Raw genomic sequence first — 26,941 nt, forward strand, 5'->3', positions numbered from 1 at the left:
CGCCCGGCCGCTCACGCCACCTGCTGCCCCACGGAGGGCGGCACCATGCCCGGGTCTCCCTCCACCACCAGCCGGCTGCGGCCTCCGCCCTGCTTCACCACGCGCACCTGCACTCCGATGCGCTCGGCCAGCCCGCTGACGTGGGAGATGATGCCCACCTGCCGGCCCGTGGCCTGGAGCGCATCCAGCGTGGCCAGGGCCACCTCCAGCGTCTCCGGGTCCAGCGTGCCGAAGCCCTCGTCGATGAAGAGGGTCTCCACCTGCGTCGTCTCCGACGACAGCGACGCCAGCCCCAGCGCGAGCGCCAGCGACACCAGGAAGCTCTCCCCGCCGGAGAGGCTGGCCACGCTGCGCACCTCGTCGCCCATGTCCCCGTCCACCACCTGCAGGTCCAGGTCGTGCCCGGGCACGCGCATCAGCCGGTAGCGCCGCGCCAGCTCGCGCAGGTGCGCGTTGGCGTGCAGCAGCAGCGCGTCCAGCGTGAGGCTCTGGGCGAACACCTTGAAGCGCTTGCCGTCATGCGAGCCGATGAGGTCTCCCAGCGTCTTCCACACCTCGGCCTCGCGCCGGCGCTCCTCCAGGGCCGCGGCCTCCGCGCCGTGCCGGGCCCGGGCCGTGTCGTCCGCCTCCAGGCGCGCGCGCAGCGTGGCCTCGGCCCGGCGCCGCGCCTCCACGTCCGCGCGCAGCCGCTCGCACGCGGGCACCGCCTCCGGCTCGGACAGGGACGGCGGGCCGGACTCCTCGTGCCGAGTCCGCCGCTCGCGCCGCTCCACCAGCACCGCGCGGGCATGGGCGAGCGCCTCGCGCAGCGCCGCCAGGGCCCGCGCCTCGGCCTCGCACCACGCGGCGTCGTGCGCCAGCAGCGCCTTCACCGCCTCCAGCGTGGTGCCCCGCGCGGAGAGCTGCGCCGCCAGCGCGGCCCGCGCCGACTCCCGGGCCTCGACGGCCTCCGTCCGCGCGCGCACCGCGTCCTCGGCGCGAGCGGTGGCCACGCGCTCCGCCTGCTTCGCGGTATCCGCGGCCTCGCGGGCCCGCTCGAAGGACTCCACCGCCGCGTCCACGCGGGCCCGCAGCTCCGCCCGCACCTCCTCGGTGGGACGGCCATTCAGCAGCGCCGCGCGGGCGCGGGCCGCCTCGCTCCGCTCCTCCTCCTTGAGCGCGGCGAGCCTCGCCTGCTCCTCGGCGTGCTGGGTGCTGACGTCCACCAGCCCCTGGGCCCTGGCGCGGTGCTGCTGCTCCTTCTGCTCCAGCGCCTCCGCCTTCTGCCGCGCCTCCTCCTTCGCCTTCCACAGGGCCACCCGGTCGCCGCACTTGCGGCGGAAGGTGGCCGGGTCCGCCTCCAGCTTCGCCTCCCAGCCCTCGTCCGCCGCGAAGACCGGAGCCACGTCCGCGAGCACCTGCCGCAGCGTCGCGTCGGACGCGTCGATGCGCGCCTGCACTTCCTTGAGCGTGCTCTCCGCGCGCGCGAGTGCCTCCTCGGCGCGCCGGAGCGCCTCGGCCGCCGCCTCCCGCCGCGTGCGCTGGGTGTCCAGCGCGGCCCGGGCCTCACGCGCCGCGCGGACCCGGCCCTCCTCCGCCGCCTCCTCCGCCTTCAGCGCCTCCAGCCGCGCCCGCACCTCCGCGCGCGCCGCCTCCAGCCAGCCCCCCGCCTCGGCGGACTCGCCCGCCTCGGGCGGTGGTGCCGCACCGGAGGCCTCGGCCACGGAGCGCAGCCACCGCTCACGCTCCCGCCCCCAGGCCGCACGGTGCTCCGCGCAACGCGCCGTAGCGGCGTCACGACGCGCGCCCGCCTGTCCCGCGCGTGTCCGCGCCGCCGCTTCACGAGCGCGCGCCGCCATCTCGGCCCGCGACGCCTCGGCTCCTTCCGCCTCCAGCGCCTCCACGCGCGAGGTGGACTCCACCACCAGTCCATCCAGCGCGGACGCCTCGCGGGCATACGGGTGCTCCGTGGCGCCACACAGCGGGCACGCCTCGCCGTCCCGCAGCAGGGCCCGGTGGGACACGTAGCCCTGCGCCGCCTGGGCCAGGGACAGCGCCCGGCGCGCCTCCTTCAGCGCCGCCTCGCGCTCCGTCCGCCGGGCCGCCGCCTCCCGGGCCTCGCCCGCCGCGGCCTCGGCCTCCGTCTTCGCCGCCGTGGCCTCGAGCTCCGCGGCCCGCGCCTCCGCCTCGTCCGAGGTCAGCCCCTCCCGCGCCATCCCCAGCGCCCGCAGCAGGTCCTGCCGGGCCAGCAGCGCCTCACGCAGCGCGCGCCGTCCCGCCGTGGACTCCTCGCCCACCGCGGCCTCGGCATGGGTGGCCGCCGCCTGCGCCATCTCCTCTGACTCGGCCGCGGCCTCCTTCTCCTCGCGCCGCAGCGCCACGTCGCCGCGCAGCCGGTCCACGTCACCGCGCAGCGTCCCGGCCTCCTGGCGCGCCTTCCGTCCCTCTCCCTGCGCCGCCTCGTAGCGCTCCAGCTCGCGCTGCCAGCGGGGCCACTCCCCCGCCAGGGCCGCCCAGTGCGCCTTCTCCGTGAGCCACTTCCTCGCGGCCTCTCCCTCCGCCCGCGCCGCCGCTTCCCGCGTGAGCACGGCCTCCAGCTCCGCCATCGCCGTCGCCGCCGCTCCCCGCGATGACTCCGCGCGCTTGCGAGCCTCCTCCGCCTCCCGCGCCACCACCGCCAGCCGCGCGTCCAGCCCCGCCGCCTCCTCCAGCGCCGGCCTCGCCGCCTCCTCTGCGTCCTGCGCCGCCGCCCGGACCCGCTCCAGGTCCAGCAGCCCCCCGCGCTTCGCGGCGGACTCCGCCAGCGCCTTCTCCGCCTCCGAGGCCCGAGCCACCTGCGCGGCCTCCGCCTCCGCCCACCGGCGCTCCGCCTCCTCCGCCGCCGTCACCGCGCCCCGGAAGGACTCCGCCGCGCGAATCTCCTCCAGCCGCGCCGCCCGGGGCGCCGCCGCCTCCACCGCCTCCGCCGCCTCGGCGGCCTTCGTCTCGGCCGCCAGCTCCGCGCCCAGCAGCGCCGCCCGCTCCGAGTGCCACGCCGCCGCGGCCTCCGCCGCCGCGAGCTGGGCCTCCGCCGCCGAGCGCGCCGCCGACTCCTCGCCGAGCCGCCCCTCCGCCGCCGCCCGCTCCGCCTCCGGCATCAGCGCAATCGCCGCCAGCCCCTGGGCCCGCCGCGCCAGCTCCTCCTGCTCCGTGCGGTTCTTCTCGTGCGCGGCGACGGACAGCCGGCTGTACACCTCCGTGCCCGTCATCCGCTCCAGCAGCTCCGCGCGCTCGCTGGCGTCCGCCTTCAGGAAGGCCGCGAACTCGCCCTGCGCCAGCAGCGCCGAGCGGCGGAACTGGTCGAACGACAGCCCCAGCCGCTCCTGGATGGCGGCGAGCACCTCGCTCTTGGTGCGGCCGAACTGCTGCCCGGTGGCCACGTCCACCAGCGACATCTCCTGCGGCCGGAAGCGCCCCTCCGCGCGGCTGCGCGCCCGCCACACCGACCAGCGCGCCCGGTAGCGCCGCCCGTCCTTGCCCAGGAAGTCCACCTCGGCGAAGCCCTCGCCCGCCCCGCGCCGCAGCATGCCGCGCACGTCGTACGCCGACAGCCGCGCCTCCTCCTCCTCGTCCGCCCGGCCCACCGGCGCGCCGCCGCGCCCGCCCAGCCGGGGCGTGCGGTCGAACAGCGCCAGGCACATGGCGTCCAGCAGCGTGCTCTTGCCGGCGCCGGTGGCCCCGGTAATCGCGAACAGGCCCAGCCTGTCCAGCGGAGGCTGGTCCAGGTCCATGGCGAAGTCGCCCGCGAAGCTCGTCAGGTTGGAGCCGCGGATGGCCAGGATTTTCATGACGCGTCCTCCTGCACCTCGGCCAGCAGCACGTGGAAGGCCTCCAGCAGCACGGGAGACGGAGGCTCCTGGAAGTCGCGCGCGTAGCGGGCCCGGAAGACGTCCTCGGGGGTGCGCTCCTTCAACGACAGGCCCGGCTGCGCCTCCGCCAGCGCGCCGCCGGTGCCCGTGTACGCGGGCGTCAGCTTCACCAGCCGCGCCGCCTTGTTCTCCAGCACCTTCTCCACCTTGTGCCGCAGCGACGGCTCCGGCCGGGGCAGCGCCACGCAGACCTCCAGGTACGGCCGCCGCCACTCCGGCGCGCCCTCCTCACGGTCCGGCAGCGCCTCCAGCAGCGCCACCACCTCCTCCAGCGGCACCGCGTCCCGCGCGGGCACGCGCACCATGTCGGTGGTGCGAGGCACCGTCAGCGGGCGCACCCCTTCCAGCGCGTCACCCTTCAACTCCACCAGCAGCACCTGGTGCCGGTAGCCCGCCTCCGACAGCGACAGCGGCAACGGCGAGCCGCTGTAGCGCACGCCCTCGCGCCCGCCCACTCGCTGCGCCTTGTGCAGGTGCCCCAGCGCCGCGTACGCCAGGTCCTCCGGGAACAGGTCCACCGGCAGCGCGTGCTGGTTGCCGCCGAGAATCTTCCGCTCGCTCAGCACGGACAGCTCCGTGCCCGTCATGTAGCAGTGGCCCATGGCCACCAGCGCCTGCCCCGGCTGGCGCCTGCGCCGCGCCGCCGCCAGCACCTCGCCGTAGACGGCGCGCACGCCTTCCACCAGCCGGTCTCCCGCCTCCTGCGGCACGGGCGGCAGGTCCGCGGGCCGCAGGTACGGCACCGCCGCCACCCACGCGCCCACACGCCCCTTGGCGTCGTGCAGCGGCACCAGCAGCCGCTCCACGTCCGTCTCGCCCCGGGCTCGCGGCAGGCCGCCCACCACGCGCACGCCGAGCGCGGCGAACAGCGGGTCCGGCGCGTCCAGCCGTGCCGCCGAGTCGTGGTTGCCGCCGATGACCACCACGTCCAGCCTCGGCAGCCGCCGCCGGGCCCGCGCGACGAAGTGGTACCAGGCCGCCTGCGCCTCCGCGCTGGGGTTGGCGGTGTCGAAGATGTCGCCGGCCACCAGCAGCGCGTCCACCTCCTGCGCCTCCAGTGTGCCCAGCAGCCAGTCCAGGAAGGCGGCATGCTCCGCCTCCCGGGAGACGTCGTACAGCGTGTGTCCCAGGTGCCAGTCCGACGTGTGCAGCAGGCGCATCCAGCGTTCACCCTCCCTCACCCCGCGGCGCTCGGGCACCGGGCAGCCTCCCCTGGGGAAGCCACCCGCTCCAAGCGGCGGGCGCCTGCTCCCTTACTCGCTCCCTCTGACATGTGCACAAGTTCCTGGAAGTACGAGGACTTGCGAAGGCGGCTACCCCGGCAGGTCCCGCGAACCCGGGCGGACGTGGGGTGTCGGTGACCTTCACGCCGGGGCAGGCCGGCCGCCGCGCCCCGCTTGGAGCGGGTGGCTCGCTCCCGCCCCCCAGGACGGGGGATGCTCACCGGGCATGGTCCCCATCCTCGTGTCAGCCGTTTCCGCCGCCATCTTCATGGCCTTCCTGGCGCTGGGGGTCTCCGCCCTGCGGCGCCATTGGAATCGACGGCGCGAGACGTGGAACACCTTCGCGAGCCGGCATGACTGGGGCTTCAGCGAGAAGTGGGGCGCCGTGGAGGTCCAGGGCCTCTTCCTCGGCCAGCAACTCTCGGTGCTCACGGAGTCGCGCGGCAATGGCAAGCACGGCAGGGAGGTGACGGTGCTGCGGCTGGACCTGGGCATGACGCTTCCGCCGGAGCTGACGCTGTCGCCCGAGGGACTCGGCGACAAGTTCCTCAAGCTGTTCGGCGGGAAGGACGAGGAGGTGGGCGACGAGGAGCTCGACAGGGCACTCGACGTGAAGCGCCTCTCGCCCGAGTCGCGCGCCGCGCTCCGTGCACCTCGGGTGCGAGAGCACCTGCTGAGCCTGCATGCCCGGTGCGCGCGGTTCTCCATCGAGGCAGGGCTCCTGGAGGCGGAGTGGCGCGGTGTGCCTGACACCGTCGACGCGCTGGAGGCGCTGGTGGCTCCAGCGCTCCGTCTGGCCGAGGCGCTGCACGAAGCCGCGGGCAAGCACCGCGAGTCCACGGGCCAGACCTCGCCAGGAGCGCGATAGGGACGGCCCCCGCCACTGCTTCCCCACGAGCAGGTGCTACCGCACCAGGCTCCCACCTCGGAGCCCGGCCAGGCCGGGGCGCTCCTGTCCGTCTGAATAATTCCGAGCGCGCGAGCGTCGGATGCCGCGTTCTTCAGGAGGGGTCACCGTGGTGAGCAACCGGAATGGACGCATGAACGTCCTGGTCGCGGCGCTGCTCGTCGCGTCGCTTGCGCACGCCGATGGCGTCGAGCGCCGCATCAACAAGCCGGACACCCCGGCGCGCTTGCACGCGGTGACCACGATGCTGCCGATGGAGAACGGCGGCTTCGTCACCGTGGGTTTCTCGACCCTGCGTGTGCTCGCCCCCGGCGCGAAGCAGTTCACCACGGTGCACCGGATCCCGAAGGACAACCTGTACCGCGTCGCCTCGAACGAAGCAGGCGACGTCCTCGCGGCCTGGGAGAATGACCCGTCGCTGCACCTCTTCAAGGGACCGGCGAGGCAGCACGTGACGCTCCCGAAGCCACGGCCGCCCACCGAGGAGATTCGCAGCGCTCAGGTGGAGTACCTCGCATTCCTCCCGAATGGGCGCGACGCGCTGGTGCACATGGAGGGACGAAAGGCGCCGCGCGGCGAGGTGAGTATCGTGTACCGCGTGCCGCTCGACGGCGGCGCTCCCGAGCTGCTCTACCGCGTGGACGACGCCCGCCAGCTCCACATGGCTCGCGACGTCGCGGTGTACGTCATTCCAGAGAGACCGGGCCAGATGTGCGAGCACCTCAGGTGCGACCCGGTCCGGCAGGTCGTCGCGTACGAACTGAACGGCAGGGGCGTCAAGCAGACGGTCCTGGTTCACGGCCCGGACATGAAGCTTGAGAATGCGCGGATGATTTGGGGCAACCGGGACGGGCGCATCTTCCTCGAGCTGAGCCTCCCCAGGAACGAGCGCGCCGTGCTCCGGTGGAAACCGGGCCAGCCGAAGGCCGACGTCCGGCCCTTCGCCAGGTCCTTGTCCAGCAGCGAACGCCTCTTCGCGACGAACGACGGGGACGTGCTCCGGCTGCTCAACGACGAGGAGGAGGCGCTCACCCTCCATCGCCATATGCCCGACGGAAGGCAGCAGAGCATCCGGCTGCTCGCCTCGCACGACCCGGACATCATCGACTACAGCGTGCACGCGCTCGGGATGCGGAACAGCGGCGCGTTGTGGCTGCACTGGGGCGACTTCATCTTTCTCTTCGACCGCGACCTGGCCAGACCACCGCGCGCGTACAACATCGAGCCGCTGCTCACGCGTCACACGGAGTGGGCGGACGTCGCCGTGTACGTCAAGGAGCCCGAGGCGCTGTGGATGGGCATCGAGGTGAGGCGCTCACGTGACTTCGTCCGGGTGAGCTTTTCCGAGCTCGAGAAGGGCGCGAAGGCCTGGAACCCGGTGCGGGCCGCCGACACCGGGCTGGACTGACGCGACGCACGCCAGGGCCCACCGGCCGGCCCTGGCGTACGTGAAGGGATATGCGCTCTTGCCGGACCTGTTGCGCTGCTCCCTGGGGACGCTCGCTCACGTCATGGCCACCGCTCCTTCTACTGCTCGAAGCAGATGAGCCGGGAAGTAGAGTAGCAGGGCTGGTTCATCTGCGAGGAATAGGGTCCGCCCTCGGTCCACGTCGTCGTGGTGGAATTCGCGAAGCCCACTCCACCGACGTGGTACTCGCCCCCTGCCTGGTTTGGCGGGTTGCCCGTCCAGTCCACGCAGGTCGCAGGCTCTTGAAGGCCGGAGAAGTTCTTCCAGCTCGCTACCGTCCCCGCCTTCGTGGAGCCCGTCCAGACGGACGCCGACTCGCGCTTCCCATTGTAATAGAAGGACGTTTCTCCTCCACGCTCATCGTACTCGATGGGATTGATGGGCCCGGTGAGGAAGTTGGTCTTGTTGTTGAAGACGAGCTCGCCCTTCATGTTCCTCCAGGGGCCAACATCACTGATCCGGTCCACGGCATTGACGGCTGAGGCCGAGAGCCATGCTTTCCAGACTCCCCCGAGGTTGACGCTGTCCGCCGCTCGGGCACACAGCTTGTCAGCGCTATCGAGCCCGTCGACTCCGTCAGCCACGGCCTTGAGATTGCCGTCGTAGCTGTTCCGCGTGATGAACACTCGCTTGAACTGGGTGCCTGCATCCGCGGGACTGGCCGCTTCGCATCTTCCTGACGAAGTGCAGGTCTGCGACGTGCTGCAGACAATGCAGGCCGCTCCGCTCGAACCACATGCCGACATGGTGATGCCCGTCTCACACCGATCGCCATTGCAACAGCCGCCGCAGTTGCTCCCGTTGCAAGTGCTGCCGGAGGGGACGTCAGGCGGGTCTGTATCCTTGCTCTCGGTGCCGGGCTGAGAACCACAAGCCGTCACGAACAAGAGCGCCAGGGAAAGGGTCGTTGTCTTCATTGAGAATCTCCGTCCCAGAATGGGATTCATGGCGTTAGCACCTCGACCTTGTCTGATGAGTACTCGCTGAAATTGGGTGCCTCGGCGCCGCCGATGACCCAGATCCTACCGTCGGCCGTTCTGACCGCCGCCGTTCCACGACGCGCCGTTGGCATGCTCGCGGCGCTCTTCCACTGACGCCCGAGCACGTCGTAGACGAGGGTGTAACCCAGGTCGCCACTTCCAGCGTTACCACCAAAGACATACACACGACCCGAGGGACCCGGGGCGGCCGAAGCGTCCGCGTTCGCAAACGGCATCTGCGGCAGCGTCGACCAGCCACCCATCGACGCATCAAACATTTCCGCGGAAGCGGTTCGGCCGCCGCCCGAAGGAAACCCACCCGCCACGAAGATGCGCCCATCAGGTAGCTGCGCCGAGGCGTGGCTGTTCCTCCCCGTGACCATGGGGGTCGGAGCAGCGGTCCATGTCGACTGCGATGGCGAGAAGATGACGGGGGTGGCCAGCGTGGTGATGGGATTCACGCTGATGCCGCCGGACACCATGATGCTCTCATTGGCCAGGACTGCCGATGATGCACCCATTCGGCCGTCCGGGAGCTCCGGCAGGTTCGTCCACTGCTGGGCCGTGAAGTCGTAGACCTCGGCTGTCTTCGAAACGCCGTCGACGAACGGAGAGCTGCTGGCGTCGTATTGCCCGCCGAAGACGTAGAGGCGGCCGTCCCGTCCGATGACGGCCGAATGGCCGTATCGAGCACGGTTCATCGGAGGAGCAGTGGTCCAACTGTCTGTTTGCGGGTTGTAGACCTCGACCACCGAGGAGGCTCCGTCTCCATGGGTGAAGCCCCCGATGACCCAGATGCGCCCATCCGGGCCAACAACCGCCGCGGGAGAAAGTCGAGGCGTCGGAAGGGGAGCCTTCGTCGACCACACCCCCGGCAGGCAGTACGTCTGGTCGCACGTCGTGCCGGCTGCGCAATCCGCCTGCTTCGAGCAGTGCCTTCCCGCGGCACAAGCCGCGCAGGTTCCGCCGCAGTCGACATCGCCTTCGCCCGGGTCCTTCATGCCGTTCTGGCAGAGCGGTACGCCGCACTGACCCGGTACGCCGGCACCGCCGCACGATTCCCCTGAGTCACAGCCGCACGCGAGGGTGTCACCGCAGCCATCATCCAACTGGCCACAGCTCACCTGGTCACAGGTGCGCGGAGTACAGCCCGCATCGGCCGCGTCACCGCCAGCATCGGTGGCACCACCGTCCATGGACCCACTGTCTGGCCCCCGTGCGTGACTCCCGCCGTCTTCCGCCCCGGCCTGAACGGTGAGGTCGCACCCCCAGAGCATCGCGAGGAGGCTCGCCACGGCTACGAAGTTCTGGCCTCTTGTCATGTCCTCTCCCGCGAATTCCCAGGGCCTCCAACGCACTCGAGGCCGTTCGGGCGAGGTATTGGAACGGAGTGGCGGCATTTATCTCGAAATCGGGGTTCGTTCTCATGAGGCCAGCCAACAGGTACGCGTGGTAAGAGGGCCACACCGTGCTTGTGGCCGTGACCCGGGCGTTGGGTGTCGCCCTGCTTTCACTCGTGGTGCTCGCGCCTTGGGAGACCAGGGCTGACGGCCGACCTGTCACCCTGACCTACGTCGTGGAGGCCGGACCCGAGCGCTGTCCCGATGAAAGATGGGTTCGACAAGCGGTAGCCGCCCGCCTTGGATTCGACCCATTCCGGCCCGACGGCGACACCCGAATCGAAGCGAGGATTCGAAGGACCGAGCAGGGCCTTGCAGCGAGCCTCGAGGTAACGACGCGCGAGGGCCAGAGAATCGGCCGCCGGCACTTCACCTCTCCGACGGGGGACTGCCTCGAGCTGGCATCGGCGATGGAGCTGGCCATGGCCATCGCTGTCGACCCACGGTACCTCTCCCGGCCAGCCGCCCCCCCTCCTCCTCCCCCTCCTGCCCCGGAGCCCCATCTCGTAGAGCCCACGAAGAACGCGGCGCCGCCCCTGGTGCCACCGCGGCCCGGAGCCCCGGTGCAGGTCCGGGCGGGGGCCGGCGTCCTGGCCGCCGCCGGAGTCTCTCCGGCCGTCGTTCCGAGTGTCCTCATCCAGGTGTCGATGCGATGGCCCAGGTTCAGCATCGGACTCGATGGCAGAGCTGACATCGCCAGCAATTTCTCTGTCGGCAGCGGTCAGGTTTCCTCGTCGGCCCTCCTGGGCACGGTGGTTCCCTGCCTCCACGTCGGCCGATTCGGAGCATGCGGCCTGCTCTCCATGGGCGCCATCCAGGTGACCGGGGAGATCGGCCAGCAACGGAGGGAGACCAGTCCCCTCGTTCTCGCGGGCGGTAGGGTACAAGCGGAGCTGCCGCTCTCGAAGTCGCTCTACGTTCAACCCTTTCTCGATTTTCAGGCGGTGCTGACACGGACGACCATTCTGTCCGGGGAGCAGCCGGTCTGGGTGACCTCGCCGGTGGCGGGAGCAGCGGGTCTCACCCTGGCGTTGCGGTTTCTCTGATGAAGTCGCCGCCCGTCCTGCAATACGTCCAATGATGGATGGCGCCGCCCCAGATGGCCGCAGCATGGGCCTCGAGCAGATCTACAGCGCAGAGCTGCCGTACGTGTACAGCTTCCTCTACCGGCTCGGCTGCCGGAACATCGAGCTGGAAGACCTCGCACACGACGTCTTTGTCACCGCGATGCGGCGCTGGAACACCTACGACTCCAGCCGCCCGGTCCGGCCCTGGCTGTTCGGCATCGCCTTCCGAGTCGTGGTGGATGCCAGGCGCCGAAGAACGGCCCAGCGGGAAGTGATTCAGGAGCCGCCCGAGGACATTCCCCATGAGGGAGAAGGCGCGGAGGAGCGGCTGGCTCAGCGAGAGCGGCGCGAGCTCGTGGAAGAAGCCCTCGAGTCCCTCGAGCCAGAGCGCCGGGCAGTGTTCGTGATGTACGAGCTGGAGGGGATACCCGCTGCGCAAATCGCCGAGGCGATGGGAACGCCAGTGCCGACCACCTACTCACGCCTCCGCATCGGCCGAGAGGAATTCACAGCGGCCGTGCGCCGCATTCAACTTCGGCGAGGTGAGCCATGACGGAACCCGACCTCAAGCCTCTTCCCGCCGACATCCAGGACCTCCTGAGGTCCGCACCCCGGCCAGTCCCTCCGGCCGGCTTCGAGGCCGCGGTGCTGACCCGCCTCGAGGCCAGCCTGGATGCCGCTCCCGGAGGGACGCCGCCCAGCTCCATGGGAGCGGGCGGTATGACCACCGCCACGCTGTCCAGGATGGGAACGTGGGGTATTCCCGTGAGCGTGTTCGCCCTCCTCACGGGCCTCGCTGGCGGGTTGCTCGTCGGGAAGAACATGGCACCGCCGGTTTCACCCGCGCCGATGGTTGAGCTCCCCCAGCGAAACACCCTGTCCGTCCTCGAGCCCCCGCCCAGCATCATCGCTCCGCCGGTTGCTCTGGAGATGCCACGGCCTCCAAGCGCCCCCACTCCACAGCGCCCTCGGCAGGCTTCCAAGGTCAAAGCCCAACCGGAGCCCCTGCGCCCCGAGCGGGACCTTGCGCTCGCGGATGAGCGAGGCTTGATTGAGATTGCTCGAACCGCCCTGGCAAGACGCGACACCGCGAGAGCTTTGGAGGCCATCGAAGACCATGCCAGCCGATTTCCACGGGGTCAGCTCGTGGAAGAACGAGAGAGCCTCTGGGTGCAGGCGCTGGTCAATGCGGGAAACCTCGAGGGCGCTCGGCGGAGGGCCACCGAATTCCGTCGCAGCTTCCCCGAGAGCATGCTGCTGCCCGCCGTCGACGCCGCCCTCGAGAAGTAGCGGCCCGAACGCCTTCAGGAACGGGCACGGGGCATGACTCATCGCGGGCCAGGAGCCTGTCCCGCCCCCCCTGGGAAGCGCTTCGGGTTCGGGCAGAATGCGCCCATGCGAAGAATCCTGACCGTGCTCCTCGTCCTGCTGGTGGCCCTTGCCGCCTACCTGCTGCTGTGGCCCGTTCCCATCGAGCCGGTGGTGTGGAGTGCCCCTCCGGACCCTGGCTACCAGGGGCCCCATGCGGTGAACCACAAGCTGGCGGGGTTGAATCATCTCGAGCTGGGCGAGGACGTGGGCCCCGAGCACATCGTCGTCCGTGACGGCCACGTCTACGCCGCCGTGCTCAGCGGCGCCATCCTGCGCCTGGCCCCCGATGGCGCCTCGAGCGAGGTGGTGGTGAACACGGGGGGGCGGCCGCTGGGCTTCGATTTCGATGCACAGGGCGACATGATCATCGCGGACCCGATGCGGGGATTGCTCAAGGCCACCCACCTCGGAGCGGACGCGAAGATCGACGTGCTGGCCGCCACGGTGGATCACCCCGTGAAGGGAGACCCCATCCTCTATGCAGACGGCGTGGTGGTGGCGCCCGACGGCCGCATCTATTTCACGGACGCCTCGCGCCGCTTCGCTCCGGCGAAGTGGGGTGGCACCTTCAACGCCAGCGTGCTCGACATCCTCGAGCACCAATGCACCGGACGCCTGCTCGAGTACGAGCCTACGACGAAGACCACGCGCGTGGTGATGACGGGCCTGTGCTTCCCCAACGGGCTGGCGCTCTCCGAGGACGGGAAGTCCCTGTTCCTCACCGAGACAGGCGAGTACCGCATCTGGAAGGTGGCCGTGGACGCGAAGGAGCTGGACGCGAAGCAGTTGGCGGCCCAGCCGAGCGAACAGGCCCGGGTGCTGTTCTCCAACCTGCCCGGCTACCCGGACAACCTGATGCGCGGACAGGAGGGTCGCATCTGGGTGGGCTTCACCAAGCCTCGCGGCGCCTTCGTGGACAAGGCGGCCGGCAAGCCCTGGCTGCGCGCGCTCTCGGTGCGGCTGCCCAGGTCCTTGTGGCCCGTGCCGAAGCCCTATGGCCACGTCTTCGCCTTCGACGAGGAGGGCCGTGTGCTCGTGGACATGCAGGACCCGAGTGGCGCCTACCCCGAGGCCACCTCCGTGACGGAGACGGCCGACCGGCTCTACATCCAGAGCCTCCACGCGAAGGCCCTGGGATGGGTGGACAAGAAGGCCGCGGGACTCTGAAGGGACGGAACGAGCCGTGTCTCATCGACCGTCCCCTCGCGACGCGCTCAATTCATGCTGGCGTTGAGCTGCATGCGGAACCAATCGTTCCCGTCGTCCATCACGCCCTGGAGCGAGTACTTCTCGCCCGCCTTCAGGTACAAGGTGGTGCGCACGCTCCGCCCGGCATCAGCCGGCGGCTTGCCGTCGGCGGTGAAGACGATATCCATGGTCGAGACCTCCACGCCGGTCCGCCTCGCCACCTCGTTCCCCTTCGAGTCCCGGAGGACCAGCGTGGCGGCGTCGCTGGAGCCTCCCACCACCGCCGATGCACGCAGCTTGGACCCCGGGGTGTTGGAGAAGAACGAAACCGTCGAGACGCCCCGGTCCTTGAAGTCGCGGAACCATGAGCCACCCGAGGAGAAATCCTGCACCGCCCGCATCGAGGCCGCGGGCGGGCGCGCCTGACTCCGGCGGGGCCGCTCGGTCCTCCCGGCCCCCTTGCCCTCGCCGAAGGCATCGGGAGGCCCGTAGGGCTTCTGCGGGTCGGCCTTCACGTTGTTCCAGTGGGTGCGGATCTTCTCCTGCGTCCAGCTCATCGGGTAGGCAAAGACGCCCTCCCTGACCTCCAGGGGACCGCCCGCGTGGGCCGCGCGAATCAGGTCGGCCTTGTTGGGGTGGTTGGCGGGAATCGCCGCCGAGTCCTTGAACTTCTCTGCGTTGTAGATGTGCTCATGCGGCAGTCCCTCCAGGGTGACGCCCTTGGCGGGCTTGCTGGAGGGCCCGGAGGCCTTGCTCACGGCGGGACTGTTGTGGGCCTGGAGCTTCTGAGTCACACGCGACAGAAAAGACATTCGATTCCCTGGAAGAAGTTGAGAGCGGGCACGAGCGTGACGCGGCACCCGCCGGCATTATCGGCAGGGCTTTTCTGGCGTTGCTTTTTCGAGTGCGCCTGGCGGCATCTTGATGCAAGCACGCACGATTTGCGCCCCTCGCTGGGGGCACGCAGTTCATGCACATCATCGCGCCGTGACGGTGACCTCCACCTCGCCCCCTGCGCCCGTGTGCCATTTCGCACTGTGAGCAGACTTTCCCAGCCACGCTTCATGGAAAAGAACCGCGTCCGCGAAATTCGCAATTAACCTTCAAGTCGCGACTTCATTGCTATATCCGACGACTCCCTTCCCATTTCGGGAACCAGGAGGAGCGTCGAATGGCACGGGGAACTTTCACGGTATCCGGGCGTGGCTGGGTGTTGGCGTTGGGACTTGGAGGTCTGCTGTCGGGGCTGACGGGGTGCTCGCCCGCGGAGGAGGTGGCACCTCCCGCGGTGGAGTCCCAGGCGCAGCGGCTGGCGGCGCCCATCGGGCAGCGCATCTCGCTGAAGGCGTGCTCGACACAGAAGTTCGTCTCCGCGGACCAGAACCTCACCAACACGGCGCTCGTGGCGGACCGGGCCACGGTGCAGGACTGGGAGGAGTTCCAGGTGGTGGACGCCGGAGGCGGGCTCATCGCGCTGCGCGCCGTGTACTCGGACCGGTACGTGTCGGCGGACACCAACCTGGGCGGGCAGCTCGTCGCCAACCGCACGTCCATCCAGGACTGGGAGAAGTTCGAGTGGGTGGACCTCGGCAACAACTCCATTGCCCTGAAGGCGCGCAGCAATGGCCTCTTCGTGTCGGCGGACCTCGACCGGGGCGCGTCCGGCCCGCTGTACGCGGACCGCACGTCGGCCGACTGCTGGGAGTCCTTCACGGTGACCATCCTCGGCGGCGGAGGCGGCTGGGTCGAGCTCTGGCGTGACGACTTCGACGGCACCAGCGTGAATCCGGCCAACTGGACCGCCATCACCGACATCCATGTGAACAGCGAGCAACAGCAGTACACCACGTCGCCGCAGAACATCCAGGTGAGCAACGGGACGCTGAAGCTCATCGCGCGCAACGAGTGGAACAACGGGTACCCCTTCACCTCGGGCCGTCTGGAGAGCGCGGGCCTGCGCGAGTTCGGACACGGCAAGGTGGAGGCGCGCATCAAGATGCCCGTGGGCCCGGGTCTATGGCCGGCATTCTGGATGCTCGGCAACAACATCGGCCAGGTCGGCTGGCCCGCCTGCGGAGAGCTCGACATCATGGAGAACGTCGGCTACGCGGACTGGACGTCCGGCGCGCTGCACGGCCCGGGGTACTCGGGCAACACGCCTATCAACCAGCGCTTCTACCCGGCTTCACCCGTCAGCAACTGGCATATCTATGCGACGGAGTTCTCGTCCCAGGACATCAAGTGGTTCATCGACGGCGTCCTGCTGAAGACCGTGACGCGCGCCGAGGTCGAGCGCTACGGCCAGTGGGTCTATGACCGGCCCTTCTTCATCATCCTGAACCTGGCGGTCGGCGGCACCTACCCGAACGGCACCAATGGCGCGACCACGCCGTACTTCGGCGTGCCGCAGTCCACCCTGGACCTCATCCGCAACACGCCGCAGGCGCTGGAGGTGGACTGGGTCCGCTTCTCCCAGTGGCAGTGACACGGCGGCGTGAGGAGGACTCCGCCAGGCGCAAGGGCACGGCCTCCGTCCAGGCGTAGGCCCTTGCCGCCGCGTGTGTGTCTCCCCCCTGGCTGGCCTGCTCCGGCGCTCCGGAGCAGGCGGCCACGGGAGGTGATGCCGTAGGAGGCTCGGAGCACGCCGTGCTCGCAACGCGGGTGATGGGCCATACATGCCCACGTAGACGGGTGGCATCAATGCCATCCCGTGCCGGCCTTGTCCGCTGCGGCAATCCAGGGCTCGGCGGGACTGCCTCTAAATCCGTGGCTGGCCGGCCGCCTCATCTCCTTATAGTCTCGTCGAGGACGTTATCTTGTGGGCAACTGGCAACTGCGCGTTTCGGGCGCCGTGAAGTGTTCAAGGGAGGCATGAAGAGAATGCCGGCACAAAAGGCACAGAGGCGAGGCGTTGAAACACAAAAGGAGTTGTCACCAGAACAACGGGAAGAGCTACTCCGTACGCTGAAATCCCGTTTCGAGAAGAACACGAACCGCCACAAAGGCCTTGAATGGACAAAAGTACAGGCAAGACTGGAAGCCCATCCTGAAAAACTATGGTCACTCAATGAAATGGAAAGAACTGGCGGTGAACCGGACGTAACTGGTCACGACAAGCAGACTGGCGAGTACATTTTTTGCGATTGCTCAGCGGAAAGCCCCAAAGGCCGCCGGAGTGTTTGTTACGACCATGAAGCGCTGGAGGCGAGGAAGGAACACAAGCCGAAAAACAGCGCCGTAGATATGGCAACCGCCATGGGCATCGAGCTCTTGTCGGAAGAACAATATCGAGAATTGCAGACCCTGGACAGCTTCGATACGAAGACGTCGAGCTGGGTGAAAACGCCTTCCAATATCAGAAAGCTCGGCGGCGCTGTCTTTTGTGACCGCCGTTACGACCGTGTCTTTACGTATCACAACGGTGCCGAGTCTTACTATGCCGCCAGGGCGTTCCGTGGCTTGCTGAAGGTCTAGATTCGCTCCGCGCGGTCACCTCCGCTCCCCCTGCTGGACGCGGCGGGCCCCCTGCATGCTGGAGAAGGGCTCCACGAGGTTTCCCTCTGGATTCCGAGCCCTTCTCTTGGCGAGGAGTCCGGGACGTGAACCTGCTGTCCCTGACGCTCGCGCGTCACTCCTCGCGCGCCCGCCTCCGCCGGAGCGCCAGGGCGGCGAGCGCCAGCCACGCGAGCGGCGCCACCGGGGCCGCGCCGCAGCCGCAGCCGCTCTCGTCCTCCACGCCCATCGGCCCACCCGCTCCGGCATCCAGCCCGCCCGTCCCGGCGTCCGGCTGGAACAGCTCGCAGCTCCCATTCCCAACGCACACCGTCACCTCCGCCTGCGACTGCCGTCCCGCCGTGTCCACCACGACGAACCGGACCCGGTGCCCGCCCGGCGCCAGCCCCGTGGTGTCCCAGCGGTTGTGCTCACCACCGAAGTGGAAGTGATTGTCCGAGCGCGTGTCCGTGTATTGCAGCTCCCCGTCCACGTAGAACTCGGCGCGGGTGCAGCCCACGTCGTCCACGCAGTCGCCGAAGAACTCCGCCATCGTCCCCGACACGCGCTCCCCATCCTCTGGGCGCGTGAGGATGGCACGCGGCGGCGCATCCGCCTTCGTGGTGAGGGTGAAGGTCTGCGTCGCGTCCGGCGGGTTGCCGTTGGCCGCCACCACGCTCACCTCCGCCGAGCCCTCCACCGTGGGCGCCCAGGTGATGACGCCGGTGGCCGCGTTGATGCTCATGCCCTCCGGCACCGTGCCCACCAGCGAGTACGTGGGCGCCGGCCGGCCGCGCGCCTCCACGTCGTAGCCATACGGCGCCCCCACCACCGCGGTGGTGACAGCCGTGGAGATGATGGAGGGAGCCAGCGGCTCGTCATCCGCCTCGGTGGCCAGCACCGAGCGCGCGTCCAGGCCCGCGGCGGCCACGGTGATGGTGGCGGTGCCGTCCGCGCTGTCCGCGTCCGACGCGGCCCGCAGCGTCACGGCCCGCGGCGTGTTCCAGCTCACGGAGGTGAACTGGAGTGAGGCCCCGTCCTGCACGGTGATGTCACCATCCCCCTGCGTGCGCGCCACGGTGACGGTGACGTTGCCCGAGGGCCGCTGCGACAGCGACACGTCGAACGCGGCGGTGCCATTCTCGGGGACCACCACGTTGGAGGAGGACAGCACCAGCCTCGGGGTGTTGTCGTCGATGGTGGTGGCCACCACCTCCTCGGTGTCCAGCCCCTCCGCCGTCACCAGGAAGGTAGCAACGTCAGGAGCCGAGTCCGCGTCCAACGCCGCCGCGAGCGTCACCCCTTGCGGCACGCTCCAGTCCGCCGGAGTGAAGGTGAGCGACTCGCTGGAGACGACCAGGTCCTCGGAGCCGCCCAGGGCGCGTACCACGCGGACGGTGACGGGCGCGGTGGGGGCCCCGGACAGCCGCACGGTGAAGGCGGCGCGCCCGCCCTCCACCACGCGCAGGTGGCCCCCGGACACCACCAGCTTCCGCCCGGGCTGCGCCGGGGTGATGCGGCGCAGGACTCCGCCGGTGACGCCGATGGTGTAGAGCGCTCCATCCGGCCCCACGGACACGTCCACGTTGGCGCTGAAGCCCGTGCCCCACTCGTCCACCGTGGCCACCGAGTTGTCCGCCGCCAGCGTGACGCGCGTCACCTGTCCGGAGTTGTAGTCCCCGAAGAAGAAGTTGCCGCGGTACTCCGGGCCGAAGAGCGTGGAGTCAAAGAAGGTGCCCCCGGTGATGGAGCCGCCCAGCGCCTGCGTCGTCGCGGTGCCTCCGCCACTCGTCGCGTCCGGCAGTGCCGGCTGCGCCACGGTGAAGGTGGTGAGGCTGGGGACACTGGCGACGACCGGAGCCCCGTTGAAGCTCGTGTCCGTCACGCCGCTGAGGGTGAGCCGCTCCCCCTTCCGGAAGCCGTGCTCCGCGGTGGTGGTGAAGGTAGCGACACCACCTGAGCGCACCGCCCCGTTCGCGGCGATGGTGCGCGTGTCCACGCCGTTGGTGACGTACTTGACCACGGGCGTGATGAAGCCGGCGGGCTGATTGTTCTCGTAGCGGTTGTACCCGGCGTGGTTCCCCTTCCCCACCACGAAGATCTGCTCGTAGCTGGTGCCCACCGTGTTCACCCACAGCGCCCCGGTGGACGGCTGGAATGTGAGGGTGAACGGATTGCGGAAGCCCCTCGCCCAGATGTACTCGTTGTTGGGGCCGACTCCGTCGTTGTACGGGTTGTCGTTGGCGGGCGTGCCGTCCAGGTTGGCGCGCCCCACCTTGGCCGCGAGCGACGTCAGGTCCGCGTTCACCCCGGTGCCGTTACCCAGGTCGCCAATGGCCCAGTAGAGCTTCCCATCCGGCCCGAAGCCGAGCCCTCCGCCATCATGGTTCTGCCCCACCGTGGGCAGCCCGGAGATGACCACGGTGCGCGCGCTGCCCACGCTGTTGGCGTCCGTGTAGCGGACGATGCGCTGCTCGGAGGCGGAGACGGTGACGAAGACGTAGACGTAACGGTTGGCCACGTAGTTCGGGTCGAACGCGATGCCGATGAGGCCGCACTCGCTGTTCGTATGGACGGAGGGCTCCGTCGCGAACACCCGCGTCACCAGCGTGCCCCCCTGCTGCGTCTCCGGGACGCCATCCTTCAGCGACACGATGCGTATCTGACCGTTCTTCAGGGTGATGAACAGGCGGCCCGAGCCATCCGGCGCCCAGGCCATGCCCGTGGCCAGATTCAGCGCGCTGGAGGTGTAGCTCGTCTCCACGAACCCGGTGGGCACCGCTGCCCATACCGCCGTGGATGACAGCAGGAGCGAAGTCAGCAGGAGCGTACGCATAGGAACGGAGAAGCTAGCGCACCTGGAGCGTGGCTTCTGTCCGTCAACTGTCCGCGGCCACGAAGCTGTAACACTGTGACAGCACCAAACCCGGGGCCGGCTACCAGTCGCTCCGGGTGACGCGATACATCACCGCGTCACTGGCAGGGCAGGCGAAGAGCCGCTGGAAGGCACCGGACTGCCCGAGGAGGAGCCGCTCGGCGGGACTGTCCCTGCGCACGCTCACCCAGCGGGGCCGGAGGGCGCGGAGCTTGCGAAGGTAGGCGGCGGAGTCACCCTGGTGGCTGACGTACTCCACGCGGTTGCGCAAATCCCACGTCCAATACTCCCCGAGGAAGCTGGTGGAGCTGTCATAGGCCACCACGTCCCCGGGCTTCAGCTCCTGCTCCCGCAGGCGCACCGCCTCGCCCGGCCACAGCCAGTTCATCCGGGCGCGCAGCCGGTCATCGTCGCTGACTCCCGCCACCTCGGGCCGGCCCAGGGTGGGCAGCACCTGGTAGCCCACACTCGCCTTGGCGTAGGACGCCACGGAGAGGAAGGCCGCGGCGGCCGCCAGCAGCGTCTGGAGATAGGGCGTGCGGAGCTGGCGGTGCAGCACGGCGAGCGCCACCAGCCCCGCGGCGGGAAGTCCCAGCGTGAAGCGTCCCCACCACGCCGCGGGCACCAGCACCGCGAGCCCGGCGAGCAGCAGCAGCGATAGCCGGAGGAAGCGCTCCCGGAAGACACCACAGAGCCCCACCCACAGCAGCGCGGGCAGCAGCAGGTAGGGGAAGAGCCAGCCGAAGGCGCGCTCGCGCACGTCCGGCCAGTAGAGCCCCTCGGGCGCGAACCAGTTGCTCACCATCTTCGAGAAGGCGCCCTCCTCGCGGAAGAAGGCTGGAGTGCCGAGCTTCTCCACGGCGATGGGGCCCGCCAGCTCGCGCCCCAGCACCCTCATGCGCGCGGGCCACAGCGGATTGCCCGTGCGCGCCAGGTTCTCCACGTAGGTGGGCGCGCCCAGCCACACCAGCAGCACCACCGCGAGCGCCGTCTGCCCCAGCCGCCTCCGGCGCATCGCCGGCTCCCCCTTGAGGGCGAGCAACAGGCGCACGAGCAGCACCGGCGAGAGGAGCGCGAGATGGAACAGGCCCGTCACCTTGGTGCCCGCATACAGCCCGAGCGCCAGCAGCGTGAGGGCGCGCGCGGCGGGGCTCCAGGGCCGCTCGGTGAGGAAATAGAAGGCGGTGATGAAGAGGGCCCCGGCCGCGACGTCGGCGTGCGTGGTGTGGAGTTGCAGGGCCACCGCCGGCAGAGCCACCCACATCGCGCCCAGCGAGGCAGCCAGCGCCGCGCTCGCGCAGGCCCGGCGGCACAGCGCGGCCACAGCGAAGGCGCCGAGCAACGCGAAGGGAAGCTGCGACACGTCCTCCAGGCGCGTGTCCCTCGGAAGGAGCACGTTCCAGACGGACAGCAACTCCACGGCCTCGGGGTAGCCGTTGACGTACCAGATGGAGGTCTCCACCCAGAGGACGGAGCCCGTCTGCACCGCGTAGTTCGTCTTCGGCGTGTGGTACCAGACGACGTCCCATGCCCAGCTCGGGAAGCACCACGCGATGAGGCCGGAGACGAGCAGCCCCCAGACCGCCGGGAGCAGCGCCCAGGCGGCCAGCTCCCGGCGCTGGTGGATGTCCTTCAGCAGCCGCCAGGGCGCACCCAGGTCGGCACGAAGCTGAGAGCGCAGCCTCGCGACTCCGGCGCGTCGCACCGCCCACGCCAGCATCGCGCCGTGCAGCACCAGCCCCGCCAGGGCGAGGTGAAGCCGGGTGAGCTGCCCGATGAGCCCCAGCCCCTGCACGCAGGTGACGAGGCTCGCCGCGAAGAAGAGGAGCGCGGCCATCCAGCGCTCCAGGGTGGAGCGCTCACGCAGCAGCGCGGCGGAGAGGGCCCAGGCAGCCCCGGCCGCCAGCAGCGTCTCGAATGTCCAGAGCGCCCAGCCCATGTGAGGGGCGCCCTACCAGGTGACGAACCCCTCCAGGTACAGCGCCGCCTGCCCGGCGATGCTCACGCGCGAGCCACGCTCCTCGCAGCGCAGCTCCCCGCCGCGCGCGGACACCTGCCGTGCCAGCAGCGATGGCCGGCCCAGCCGCTTCGCCCAGTACGGAACCAGCGAGCAATGCGCGGAGCCCGTCACCGGGTCCTCCGGCACGCCCGCGCGCGGCGCGAAGAAGCGCGACACGAAGTCCGAGTCCTTCCCCTGCGCCGTCGGCACCACCGCGAAGGTATCCAGCGCCGCCAGCCGCGCCATGTCCGGCCGCAGCGCGCGCACCTGCTCCTCCGAGTCGAACACGGCCACCAGGTCCCTCGATGCGAGTGTCTCGCGAGGGGCCGCGCCCAGCGCCTCCACCAGCCCGGCGGGCACCGGGCACGGCGAGGGCGGCCGCGAGGGGAAGTCCATCGCCAGCCACCCGTCCGCCGCCTGCGTCACCACCAGCGGCCCGGAGCGCGAGGCGAACTCCACCCGCTCCAGCCCCACCTCCCAGCGGTTGAAGAGCACCCACGCGGCGGCGAGCGTGGCGTGGCCGCACAGGTCCACCTCCTGCGCCGGAGTGAACCAGCGCAGCCGGAAGCCTTCCGCCTCGCGGACGAAGAAGGCCGTCTCGGAGAGGTTGTTCTCCAGGGCGATGGCCTGCATGTCCGCGTCCGGCAGCCATGCGTCCAGCGGGCACACCGCGGCGGGGTTGCCGCCGAAGACGCGGGAAGTGAAGGCATCCACCTGGAAGAGGGGCAGGCGCATGGGACGTCCTTTCATTCACCGCCCCGCCGGCTCAGCCGGTGGCGGACAGGGTCTGCTCGTACAAGGAGCGTACCCGAGAGGACAGTGCCGCCGGGTCGGGGCCGAATGTCTCCGGCGGAAGCGGCGGCAGCACCCGCACCCGGATGGAGGCGCGCGGGCCCATCCACGGGCCGTCGCCCTCGAGCAACTGCGTCGTGCCCTCCACCACCACCGGCACCACCGGCACGTGCTCCTCCAGCGCGAGCTGGAAGGCGCCCCGCTTGAAGGGCAGCAGCTGGCCTCCCTTGGAGTAGGTGCCCTCCGGGAAGATGAGCACCGGCATGCCCCGGCGCAGCCACCGCCGGCACGGGTCCATCAACTGATGCAGGGCGGTGGAGGAGCCTCGGACGATGGGCACGTACGCCAGCAGCGTCATCATCCACCCCACGATGGGCAGGGAGAACAGCGACGCCTTGGCCACGAACTTGTACTGATAGCCCAGGCCCATGACGGCGAGGATGTCCATGGCGGACTGGTGATTGACGACCAGCACGCACGGCCCCTTCGGCAGCAGCTCGCGGCCCTCGATGCGCGTGCGCCAGCCGGGGGACAGGTGCAGCCAGAGCCAGTGACACCAGCCGCACACCAGCGTGTGCAGCATCCGCCGGTCCCGGTCGAACGGGTACGTGACGGCGAGCAGCAGCGCCCCCAGCGTGAAGAGCACGGGGGCGGTGAGCAGGAAGACGAGCCAGAACCAGAGTGTGACGGCGTACTTCATGTCGGGGCGGACTGGCATAGCACCTTCCCGGGCCTCCGTGCGCGGCGCTCGCCTCCCTCCCGGGTTCCGAACAGTGCACGTGGAGAAGTCACGCTCGGGTGTTCCCTCGGCGGCCGGGTGGAGGGGCGCTGGCGGCCATTGCCGGGAAAGCCTCCCGATGCCCTCCGCGCGCCTCCAAATCCGAAGTGAAGCGGCACGACGTCCCACGCTACTCTCCGCGCCTGCCGGGGCAGTAGGCGCCCAAGTCGCTGGATGAAAGGTCGTGGCATGCGTTTCCGCACCTGCGTCGCGCTTCTGCTCGTCCTCCCGGCCTGCGCCACGACGGAGCCGCACAAGCAGATGGCCCTTCCATGGACACCCCTGGTCGCGCCAAAGCCCCTCGCCCCCGTTCTTCCGGCACCGGTCGGCCTGACGCCGCCCGCCCCCGTCATGGTGGACCCCAACGCACAGCCACGGCAGGAGCCGGCAACGCAGCCACAGGGGGATGGTTCGCGGCGAGGCCCGCCGGCTCCAGTGACTTCGGGGCGCCGCCGCCCGGAGTGTGCGCCCATCCCGAAGCCCCATCTCGGCGGTGACGCCCTGCATGACTGGTGCGCTGATACGTTTCCGCCGAACCACTACCCAGGCATGGACGTGCTCGTTGACGGGAAGCGCTTCGACGCGCTTCAGGTCGGCGTCCCCGTGCTGTGGGAGATCAAGACCGACCGCTTCGACACGTACAATGCGTTCCTTCGAAATCAGGTGGTCATCAAACAACTGGATGAACTCCAACGCGAACGTGAGCTTGCGGAGGCATGTGGATATGGCTTCGTCGTCGGCGTGAGCAGCGCCGCGCACAGAACTGCCTTGCTGAAGCTGGACCCCACCCTCGATATCGTCGTCACGGGGTGCTGAATGGTGGACGCACGAAACTCTCTTATCCTCACCGTCTATGCGCCTGCGCTTATGGGCAATGACGGACGCACCCTTGCTGCCGTCCGCGGCCTGGAGCAGGCACTTCCCGGCGTGTGCATGGGATGGAGGATTTCCGACGAGGGGCAGCCCATCGCATTGCCACGACGCGACGAGTGGCTTGCTGAGGCTGCGACACGTGGGAAGTTCCCAATGCTATGCAATGGTGACGAGCGCGCTCCGGTGACGATCGCCGGGTTGCCGAGACCCGCCCGTCTGAGCCCGAACGGAGAGTCGCAGTTTGAAATCCATGCGGAGTTGCCGCTGGACGCGACCGTTATCGCGGCGGCAGCGGATGTGCTCGAAGTCCTCGGGGAGGGCGCACACGCGTTCTGGGGACGAGCCACGCCAGGCGGCGCCGCGTTGGAGATCGCGGAGCAGACGAGCCCTACTCTGGGGGGGCCACCTCGTCCGCCCAGGGGGTTGCCAGCGCTCAAACTCTTCAAGGACATCCGCGCGCCGGAGACTCCCTACTACCTCGGGTGGCTGAACTACTGGTCGGCCACCACCGCACGGGCCATCGGATTCCCGGACCCTACGCGCGACGCGGAGCTCCTCTCACGAGCGCGGCGCACGGCAACGGGAGGCTGGATCGTCCGGCTCACGGAGGCGCCGCTCGACCTCGACAACCCCGCCCACCTCGACGCGCTCCTGCGCGCCTATGAACGCTTCCCGGAGATTGGCGGGCGCGCTGCGCCTTGAGGCCCGCGCCGTTGTTGGTGTTCACGGCGTAGTGGACGCTTCAGGTAATGCCTGTTTGTAGCGATGGCCTTCCCGGAGCGAATCCGCTGAGGAGCAGACGCGTCCCCCGGGGCTCAGCCCGCGGCTCCAGGCTCGAAGCGCGCGAGGAAGACCTTGTACTGCAGCGAGACGAAGTGCGGACGCGGCGCCACCAATCCAGCCCGGGCGAGCATCGCGAACAGGGCGCCATCGGACTCGATGGGGCGCATCACCGCGAAGCGCTGGCGCCGGTGCTCCAGCTCGTCCGGGGGGATTCCATACGCCCGCCACCGCCGCAGCTCCACGTTCGTCAGCTCGGGGTCCTTGCCAACGCGACAACCCAGGACGAGGGGCGCTCCGGGCTTGAGCCGCCGGGTCACCTCTCGCAGCAGCTCGATGCGGGCCTCCTCTCCCTCCACATGGTGCAGGACCCCCATCATCTGCGCGCCATCGAACGGGGGGCAGGGAGGCAGGGTGTGCAGCTCGCCCACGTGCAGATGCGTGCGCGAGAGCAGTCCCTCGGCCTCCAGACGCTTGCGGGCGACGGCGAGCATGGCGACAGAGGGGTCCACACCCGTGAAGCGCCAGCCCGGCACGCCGAAGCGTGTGTAGGGCAGCTGCATGGCCTTCTTCGGGGGGCCAGGCTCCTCTGCGGAGCCTACACCGACCCGGGCACGTGGCGACGCGCCAGAGCAGCCCCTCTGTCTGGAGCCAGGCACCGCCCACGGGCCCGGGCCAGCAGCCGACCACCTCAGGGCAGCGTCTTGTACAGGTGGTTGTTCTGCTCGTTGGCCTCGAACACGTCGCCCGAGATGTCCACGGTGGCCCACATGCTCCCGGGCCAGCAGCCCGGCACACTGCAGGCGTCGCTTGCTGTCTGCGCGCACTCTCCGGGTGCCGGCACCGGAAGCGGCTGGTACGACGGCGTCTGGTACGGCCATCCCGTCGCGCGATTGATCAGCCGGACCTCGAAGCGCGTCGTGGACGTCCCCAGCCCCTGGTTGCAGTACGACACGACGTAGGTACTCCCCTGCCGCCAGACATCCGACACGACCAGGTCCGCCAGCGCGGTGGACGGCGTGAATCGGGCCACCGCGTCGTTGTTGACCTCGCTCCACTCGGAGATGACGTATGCGCCGTCCGCGGTGACGCGCACCTCGAGCGTGTCGACGCAGTTGCTTCCCACCGTCGAGCAGGGAATCCCGGGGGTCCAGGCGCAGGTTCCCTGGGCAGGCACCGCGAAGGTGTCCGCCGTCAGGTGCATCTGCCCCGTCGCGGTGTTGGTGAGTCGCATCGCGAAGGTGGACAAGGTGTCCGCGGTGCCATGGTTGCAGTACCTCGCATGCAGGTAGGCGCCGGTGCGGACGACCTCCTCCACCACCAGGTCTGGCAGGACGACGTGCTCGCGGAAGCTCACCGTCATCGTGTTGTTGTATTCGTAGGTCTCCGTCACGTTGCTCGTGTCATCCACCTGGGCCGTCAGCGTGACGAAGTCATTGCACGCGGCCCCCACCAGCCCGCAGCTGAAGCCGCCCGTCCAGATGCAGGTGCCCGGCGCCGGCACGGAATAGGGATACAGCGGGTTGCTCTGGAAGGACTGGCCGTTGAGCTCGTTCGTCAGCCGCACCGTGAAGGTGAGCTCCGAGCCGTAGGAGCTCCGGTTGCAGAACTTCACCTTGTAGGAGGTCGAGTCTCGCGAGAGCTCCTCCACCGTCAGGTCCGGCAGGAAGCCCCGGGTGGCCTGCTCCGCCTCGCCCACCCACGGCGACTCCGGCGCACCGTCCACCGCCCCGCAGCCCGCCTGGAACACCAGCGCCGCCCCCATCAGGAGCGCACGCATCGCCATCCAGGAACCCAGCCTGTCTTCGCTTCCAATGCGCATGTTTCCCCCTCGGAAAGTGGGCACACCCTAGCGCCGCGG

21 protein-coding genes are annotated in these 26,941 nt (G+C 69.7%); 10 read left to right on the plus strand and 11 right to left on the minus strand.

Features of this window, described 5'->3' with window-relative positions; genetic code table 11:
* Positions 1–11: 11 nt before the first annotated feature.
* A complete protein-coding gene (locus K8638_RS02505) occupies positions 12–3,806 on the minus strand; it encodes an AAA family ATPase (RefSeq protein WP_223752751.1) in 3,795 nt (1,264 codons plus the stop codon).
* A complete protein-coding gene (locus tag K8638_RS02510; protein ID WP_223752752.1) occupies positions 3,803–5,047 on the minus strand; it encodes an exonuclease SbcCD subunit D C-terminal domain-containing protein in 1,245 nt (414 codons plus the stop codon). Before K8638_RS02510 ends, K8638_RS02505 begins: the two co-directional genes overlap by 4 nt.
* Before the next feature lie 289 nt (positions 5,048–5,336).
* Between K8638_RS02510 and K8638_RS02515 the strand changes: the two genes are divergently transcribed.
* Both K8638_RS02515 and K8638_RS02520 read left to right on the plus strand, forming a co-directional pair.
* On the plus strand, positions 5,337–5,978 hold the full coding sequence (locus tag K8638_RS02515) for a hypothetical protein (protein WP_223752753.1): 642 nt from the start codon (positions 5,337–5,339) through the stop codon (positions 5,976–5,978).
* Between the two features lie 172 nt (positions 5,979–6,150).
* Entirely contained in the window at positions 6,151–7,425 is a 1,275-nt protein-coding gene (locus K8638_RS02520; RefSeq protein WP_223752754.1) for a hypothetical protein, read from the plus strand.
* A gap of 119 nt (positions 7,426–7,544) precedes the next feature.
* Here K8638_RS02520 and K8638_RS02525 read toward each other — a convergent pair whose 3' ends face one another.
* Together K8638_RS02525 and K8638_RS02530 are read right to left on the minus strand one after the other, a co-directional pair.
* A complete protein-coding gene (locus K8638_RS02525; protein WP_223752755.1) occupies positions 7,545–7,916 on the minus strand; it encodes a hypothetical protein in 372 nt (123 codons plus the stop codon).
* Positions 7,917–8,428: 512 nt separating this feature from the next.
* Positions 8,429–9,865 (minus strand): Kelch repeat-containing protein, encoded by a 1,437-nt coding sequence (locus K8638_RS02530; protein ID WP_370643896.1) that lies wholly within the window; start codon positions 9,863–9,865, stop codon positions 8,429–8,431.
* Positions 9,866–9,933: 68 nt separating this feature from the next.
* Here K8638_RS02530 and K8638_RS02535 point away from each other — a divergent pair, with 68 nt between their 5' ends.
* The 4 genes from K8638_RS02535 to K8638_RS02550 all read left to right on the plus strand — a co-directional run bounded on the left by K8638_RS02535 (position 9,934) and on the right by K8638_RS02550 (position 13,470).
* Positions 9,934–10,911 (plus strand): hypothetical protein, encoded by a 978-nt coding sequence (locus K8638_RS02535; protein WP_223752756.1) that lies wholly within the window; start codon positions 9,934–9,936, stop codon positions 10,909–10,911.
* A gap of 64 nt (positions 10,912–10,975) precedes the next feature.
* Positions 10,976–11,485 (plus strand): RNA polymerase sigma factor, encoded by a 510-nt coding sequence (locus K8638_RS02540; protein ID WP_223752757.1) that lies wholly within the window; start codon positions 10,976–10,978, stop codon positions 11,483–11,485.
* The gene (locus tag K8638_RS02545) at positions 11,482–12,222 is read left to right on the plus strand and encodes a tol-pal system YbgF family protein (protein WP_223752758.1); all 741 of its coding nucleotides are present in this window, start codon (positions 11,482–11,484) and stop codon (positions 12,220–12,222) included. Before K8638_RS02540 ends, K8638_RS02545 begins: the two co-directional genes overlap by 4 nt.
* 105 nt (positions 12,223–12,327) lie before the next feature.
* Positions 12,328–13,470 carry an SMP-30/gluconolactonase/LRE family protein gene (locus tag K8638_RS02550; RefSeq protein ID WP_223752759.1) on the plus strand — a complete coding sequence of 381 codons (1,143 nt, stop codon included), beginning with the start codon at positions 12,328–12,330 and terminating at the stop codon, positions 13,468–13,470.
* A 47-nt stretch (positions 13,471–13,517) separates the two neighbouring features.
* Here the strand turns inward: K8638_RS02550 and K8638_RS02555 are convergent, their stop codons facing one another.
* Positions 13,518–14,249, minus strand: coding sequence for a hypothetical protein (locus K8638_RS02555; RefSeq protein ID WP_223752760.1), 732 nt, complete (start codon positions 14,247–14,249; stop codon positions 13,518–13,520).
* Positions 14,250–14,662: 413 nt separating this feature from the next.
* On the opposite strand from K8638_RS02555, the gene K8638_RS02560 reads away from it, so the two are divergent.
* Positions 14,663–15,976, plus strand: coding sequence for a family 16 glycosylhydrolase (locus K8638_RS02560; RefSeq protein WP_223752761.1), 1,314 nt, complete (start codon positions 14,663–14,665; stop codon positions 15,974–15,976).
* A 386-nt stretch (positions 15,977–16,362) separates the two neighbouring features.
* Entirely contained in the window at positions 16,363–16,965 is a 603-nt protein-coding gene (locus K8638_RS02565; RefSeq protein WP_223752762.1) for a DUF4256 domain-containing protein, read from the plus strand.
* 154 nt (positions 16,966–17,119) lie between these two features.
* Here K8638_RS02565 and K8638_RS02570 read toward each other — a convergent pair whose 3' ends face one another.
* From K8638_RS02570 to K8638_RS02585, 4 genes are all read right to left on the minus strand, one after another.
* A complete protein-coding gene (locus K8638_RS02570) occupies positions 17,120–19,819 on the minus strand; it encodes a PQQ-dependent sugar dehydrogenase (protein ID WP_223752763.1) in 2,700 nt (899 codons plus the stop codon).
* A 100-nt stretch (positions 19,820–19,919) separates the two neighbouring features.
* On the minus strand, positions 19,920–21,797 hold the full coding sequence (locus tag K8638_RS02575; RefSeq protein WP_223752764.1) for a hypothetical protein: 1,878 nt from the start codon (positions 21,795–21,797) through the stop codon (positions 19,920–19,922).
* Between the two features lie 12 nt (positions 21,798–21,809).
* Positions 21,810–22,592, minus strand: a complete 783-nt coding sequence (locus K8638_RS02580) for a PhzF family phenazine biosynthesis protein (RefSeq protein ID WP_223752765.1) — start codon at positions 22,590–22,592, stop codon at positions 21,810–21,812.
* A 31-nt stretch (positions 22,593–22,623) separates the two neighbouring features.
* Positions 22,624–23,349: a lysophospholipid acyltransferase family protein gene (locus K8638_RS02585; RefSeq protein ID WP_223752943.1), complete on the minus strand. Its 726-nt coding sequence runs from the start codon at positions 23,347–23,349 to the stop codon at positions 22,624–22,626.
* Positions 23,350–23,616: 267 nt separating this feature from the next.
* On the opposite strand from K8638_RS02585, the gene K8638_RS02590 reads away from it, so the two are divergent.
* Both K8638_RS02590 and K8638_RS02595 read left to right on the plus strand, forming a co-directional pair.
* The gene (locus tag K8638_RS02590) at positions 23,617–24,243 is read left to right on the plus strand and encodes a DUF6310 domain-containing protein (RefSeq protein WP_223752766.1); all 627 of its coding nucleotides are present in this window, start codon (positions 23,617–23,619) and stop codon (positions 24,241–24,243) included.
* 3 nt (positions 24,244–24,246) lie between these two features.
* Positions 24,247–25,002 (plus strand): DUF5953 family protein, encoded by a 756-nt coding sequence (locus K8638_RS02595; RefSeq protein WP_370643907.1) that lies wholly within the window; start codon positions 24,247–24,249, stop codon positions 25,000–25,002.
* 113 nt (positions 25,003–25,115) lie between these two features.
* Here the strand turns inward: K8638_RS02595 and K8638_RS02600 are convergent, their stop codons facing one another.
* Both K8638_RS02600 and K8638_RS02605 read right to left on the minus strand, forming a co-directional pair.
* Positions 25,116–25,643: a class I SAM-dependent methyltransferase gene (locus K8638_RS02600; RefSeq protein ID WP_370643897.1), complete on the minus strand. Its 528-nt coding sequence runs from the start codon at positions 25,641–25,643 to the stop codon at positions 25,116–25,118.
* Positions 25,644–25,771: 128 nt separating this feature from the next.
* Positions 25,772–26,860 (minus strand): hypothetical protein, encoded by a 1,089-nt coding sequence (locus K8638_RS02605; RefSeq protein WP_223752768.1) that lies wholly within the window; start codon positions 26,858–26,860, stop codon positions 25,772–25,774.
* Between the last annotated feature and the right edge of the window lie 81 nt (positions 26,861–26,941).

The organism is Myxococcus sp. RHSTA-1-4 (genome assembly GCF_020037125.1).
Classification (GTDB): Bacteria; Myxococcota; Myxococcia; order Myxococcales; family Myxococcaceae; genus Myxococcus.

What these genes read in the sequence shown, in the direction of transcription:
- K8638_RS02505 (WP_223752751.1), bottom strand. Translation starts at nt 3,806, where the DNA reads ATGAAAATCCTGGCCATCCGCGGCTCCAACCTGACGAGCTTCGCGGGC.
- K8638_RS02510 (WP_223752752.1), bottom strand. Translation starts at nt 5,047, where the DNA reads ATGCGCCTGCTGCACACGTCGGACTGGCACCTGGGACACACGCTGTAC.
- K8638_RS02515 (WP_223752753.1), top strand. Translation starts at nt 5,337, where the DNA reads ATGGTCCCCATCCTCGTGTCAGCCGTTTCCGCCGCCATCTTCATGGCC.
- K8638_RS02520 (WP_223752754.1), top strand. Translation starts at nt 6,151, where the DNA reads ATGAACGTCCTGGTCGCGGCGCTGCTCGTCGCGTCGCTTGCGCACGCC.
- K8638_RS02525 (WP_223752755.1), bottom strand. Translation starts at nt 7,916, where the DNA reads ATGAAGGGCGAGCTCGTCTTCAACAACAAGACCAACTTCCTCACCGGG.
- K8638_RS02530 (WP_370643896.1), bottom strand. Translation starts at nt 9,865, where the DNA reads ATGCCGCCACTCCGTTCCAATACCTCGCCCGAACGGCCTCGAGTGCGT.
- K8638_RS02540 (WP_223752757.1), top strand. Translation starts at nt 10,976, where the DNA reads ATGGGCCTCGAGCAGATCTACAGCGCAGAGCTGCCGTACGTGTACAGC.
- K8638_RS02545 (WP_223752758.1), top strand. Translation starts at nt 11,482, where the DNA reads ATGACGGAACCCGACCTCAAGCCTCTTCCCGCCGACATCCAGGACCTC.
- K8638_RS02550 (WP_223752759.1), top strand. Translation starts at nt 12,328, where the DNA reads ATGCGAAGAATCCTGACCGTGCTCCTCGTCCTGCTGGTGGCCCTTGCC.
- K8638_RS02560 (WP_223752761.1), top strand. Translation starts at nt 14,663, where the DNA reads ATGGCACGGGGAACTTTCACGGTATCCGGGCGTGGCTGGGTGTTGGCG.
- K8638_RS02565 (WP_223752762.1), top strand. Translation starts at nt 16,363, where the DNA reads ATGAAGAGAATGCCGGCACAAAAGGCACAGAGGCGAGGCGTTGAAACA.
- K8638_RS02570 (WP_223752763.1), bottom strand. Translation starts at nt 19,819, where the DNA reads ATGCGTACGCTCCTGCTGACTTCGCTCCTGCTGTCATCCACGGCGGTA.
- K8638_RS02575 (WP_223752764.1), bottom strand. Translation starts at nt 21,797, where the DNA reads ATGGGCTGGGCGCTCTGGACATTCGAGACGCTGCTGGCGGCCGGGGCT.
- K8638_RS02580 (WP_223752765.1), bottom strand. Translation starts at nt 22,592, where the DNA reads ATGCGCCTGCCCCTCTTCCAGGTGGATGCCTTCACTTCCCGCGTCTTC.
- K8638_RS02585 (WP_223752943.1), bottom strand. Translation starts at nt 23,349, where the DNA reads ATGAAGTACGCCGTCACACTCTGGTTCTGGCTCGTCTTCCTGCTCACC.
- K8638_RS02590 (WP_223752766.1), top strand. Translation starts at nt 23,617, where the DNA reads ATGCGTTTCCGCACCTGCGTCGCGCTTCTGCTCGTCCTCCCGGCCTGC.
- K8638_RS02600 (WP_370643897.1), bottom strand. Translation starts at nt 25,643, where the DNA reads ATGCAGCTGCCCTACACACGCTTCGGCGTGCCGGGCTGGCGCTTCACG.
- K8638_RS02605 (WP_223752768.1), bottom strand. Translation starts at nt 26,860, where the DNA reads ATGCGTGCGCTCCTGATGGGGGCGGCGCTGGTGTTCCAGGCGGGCTGC.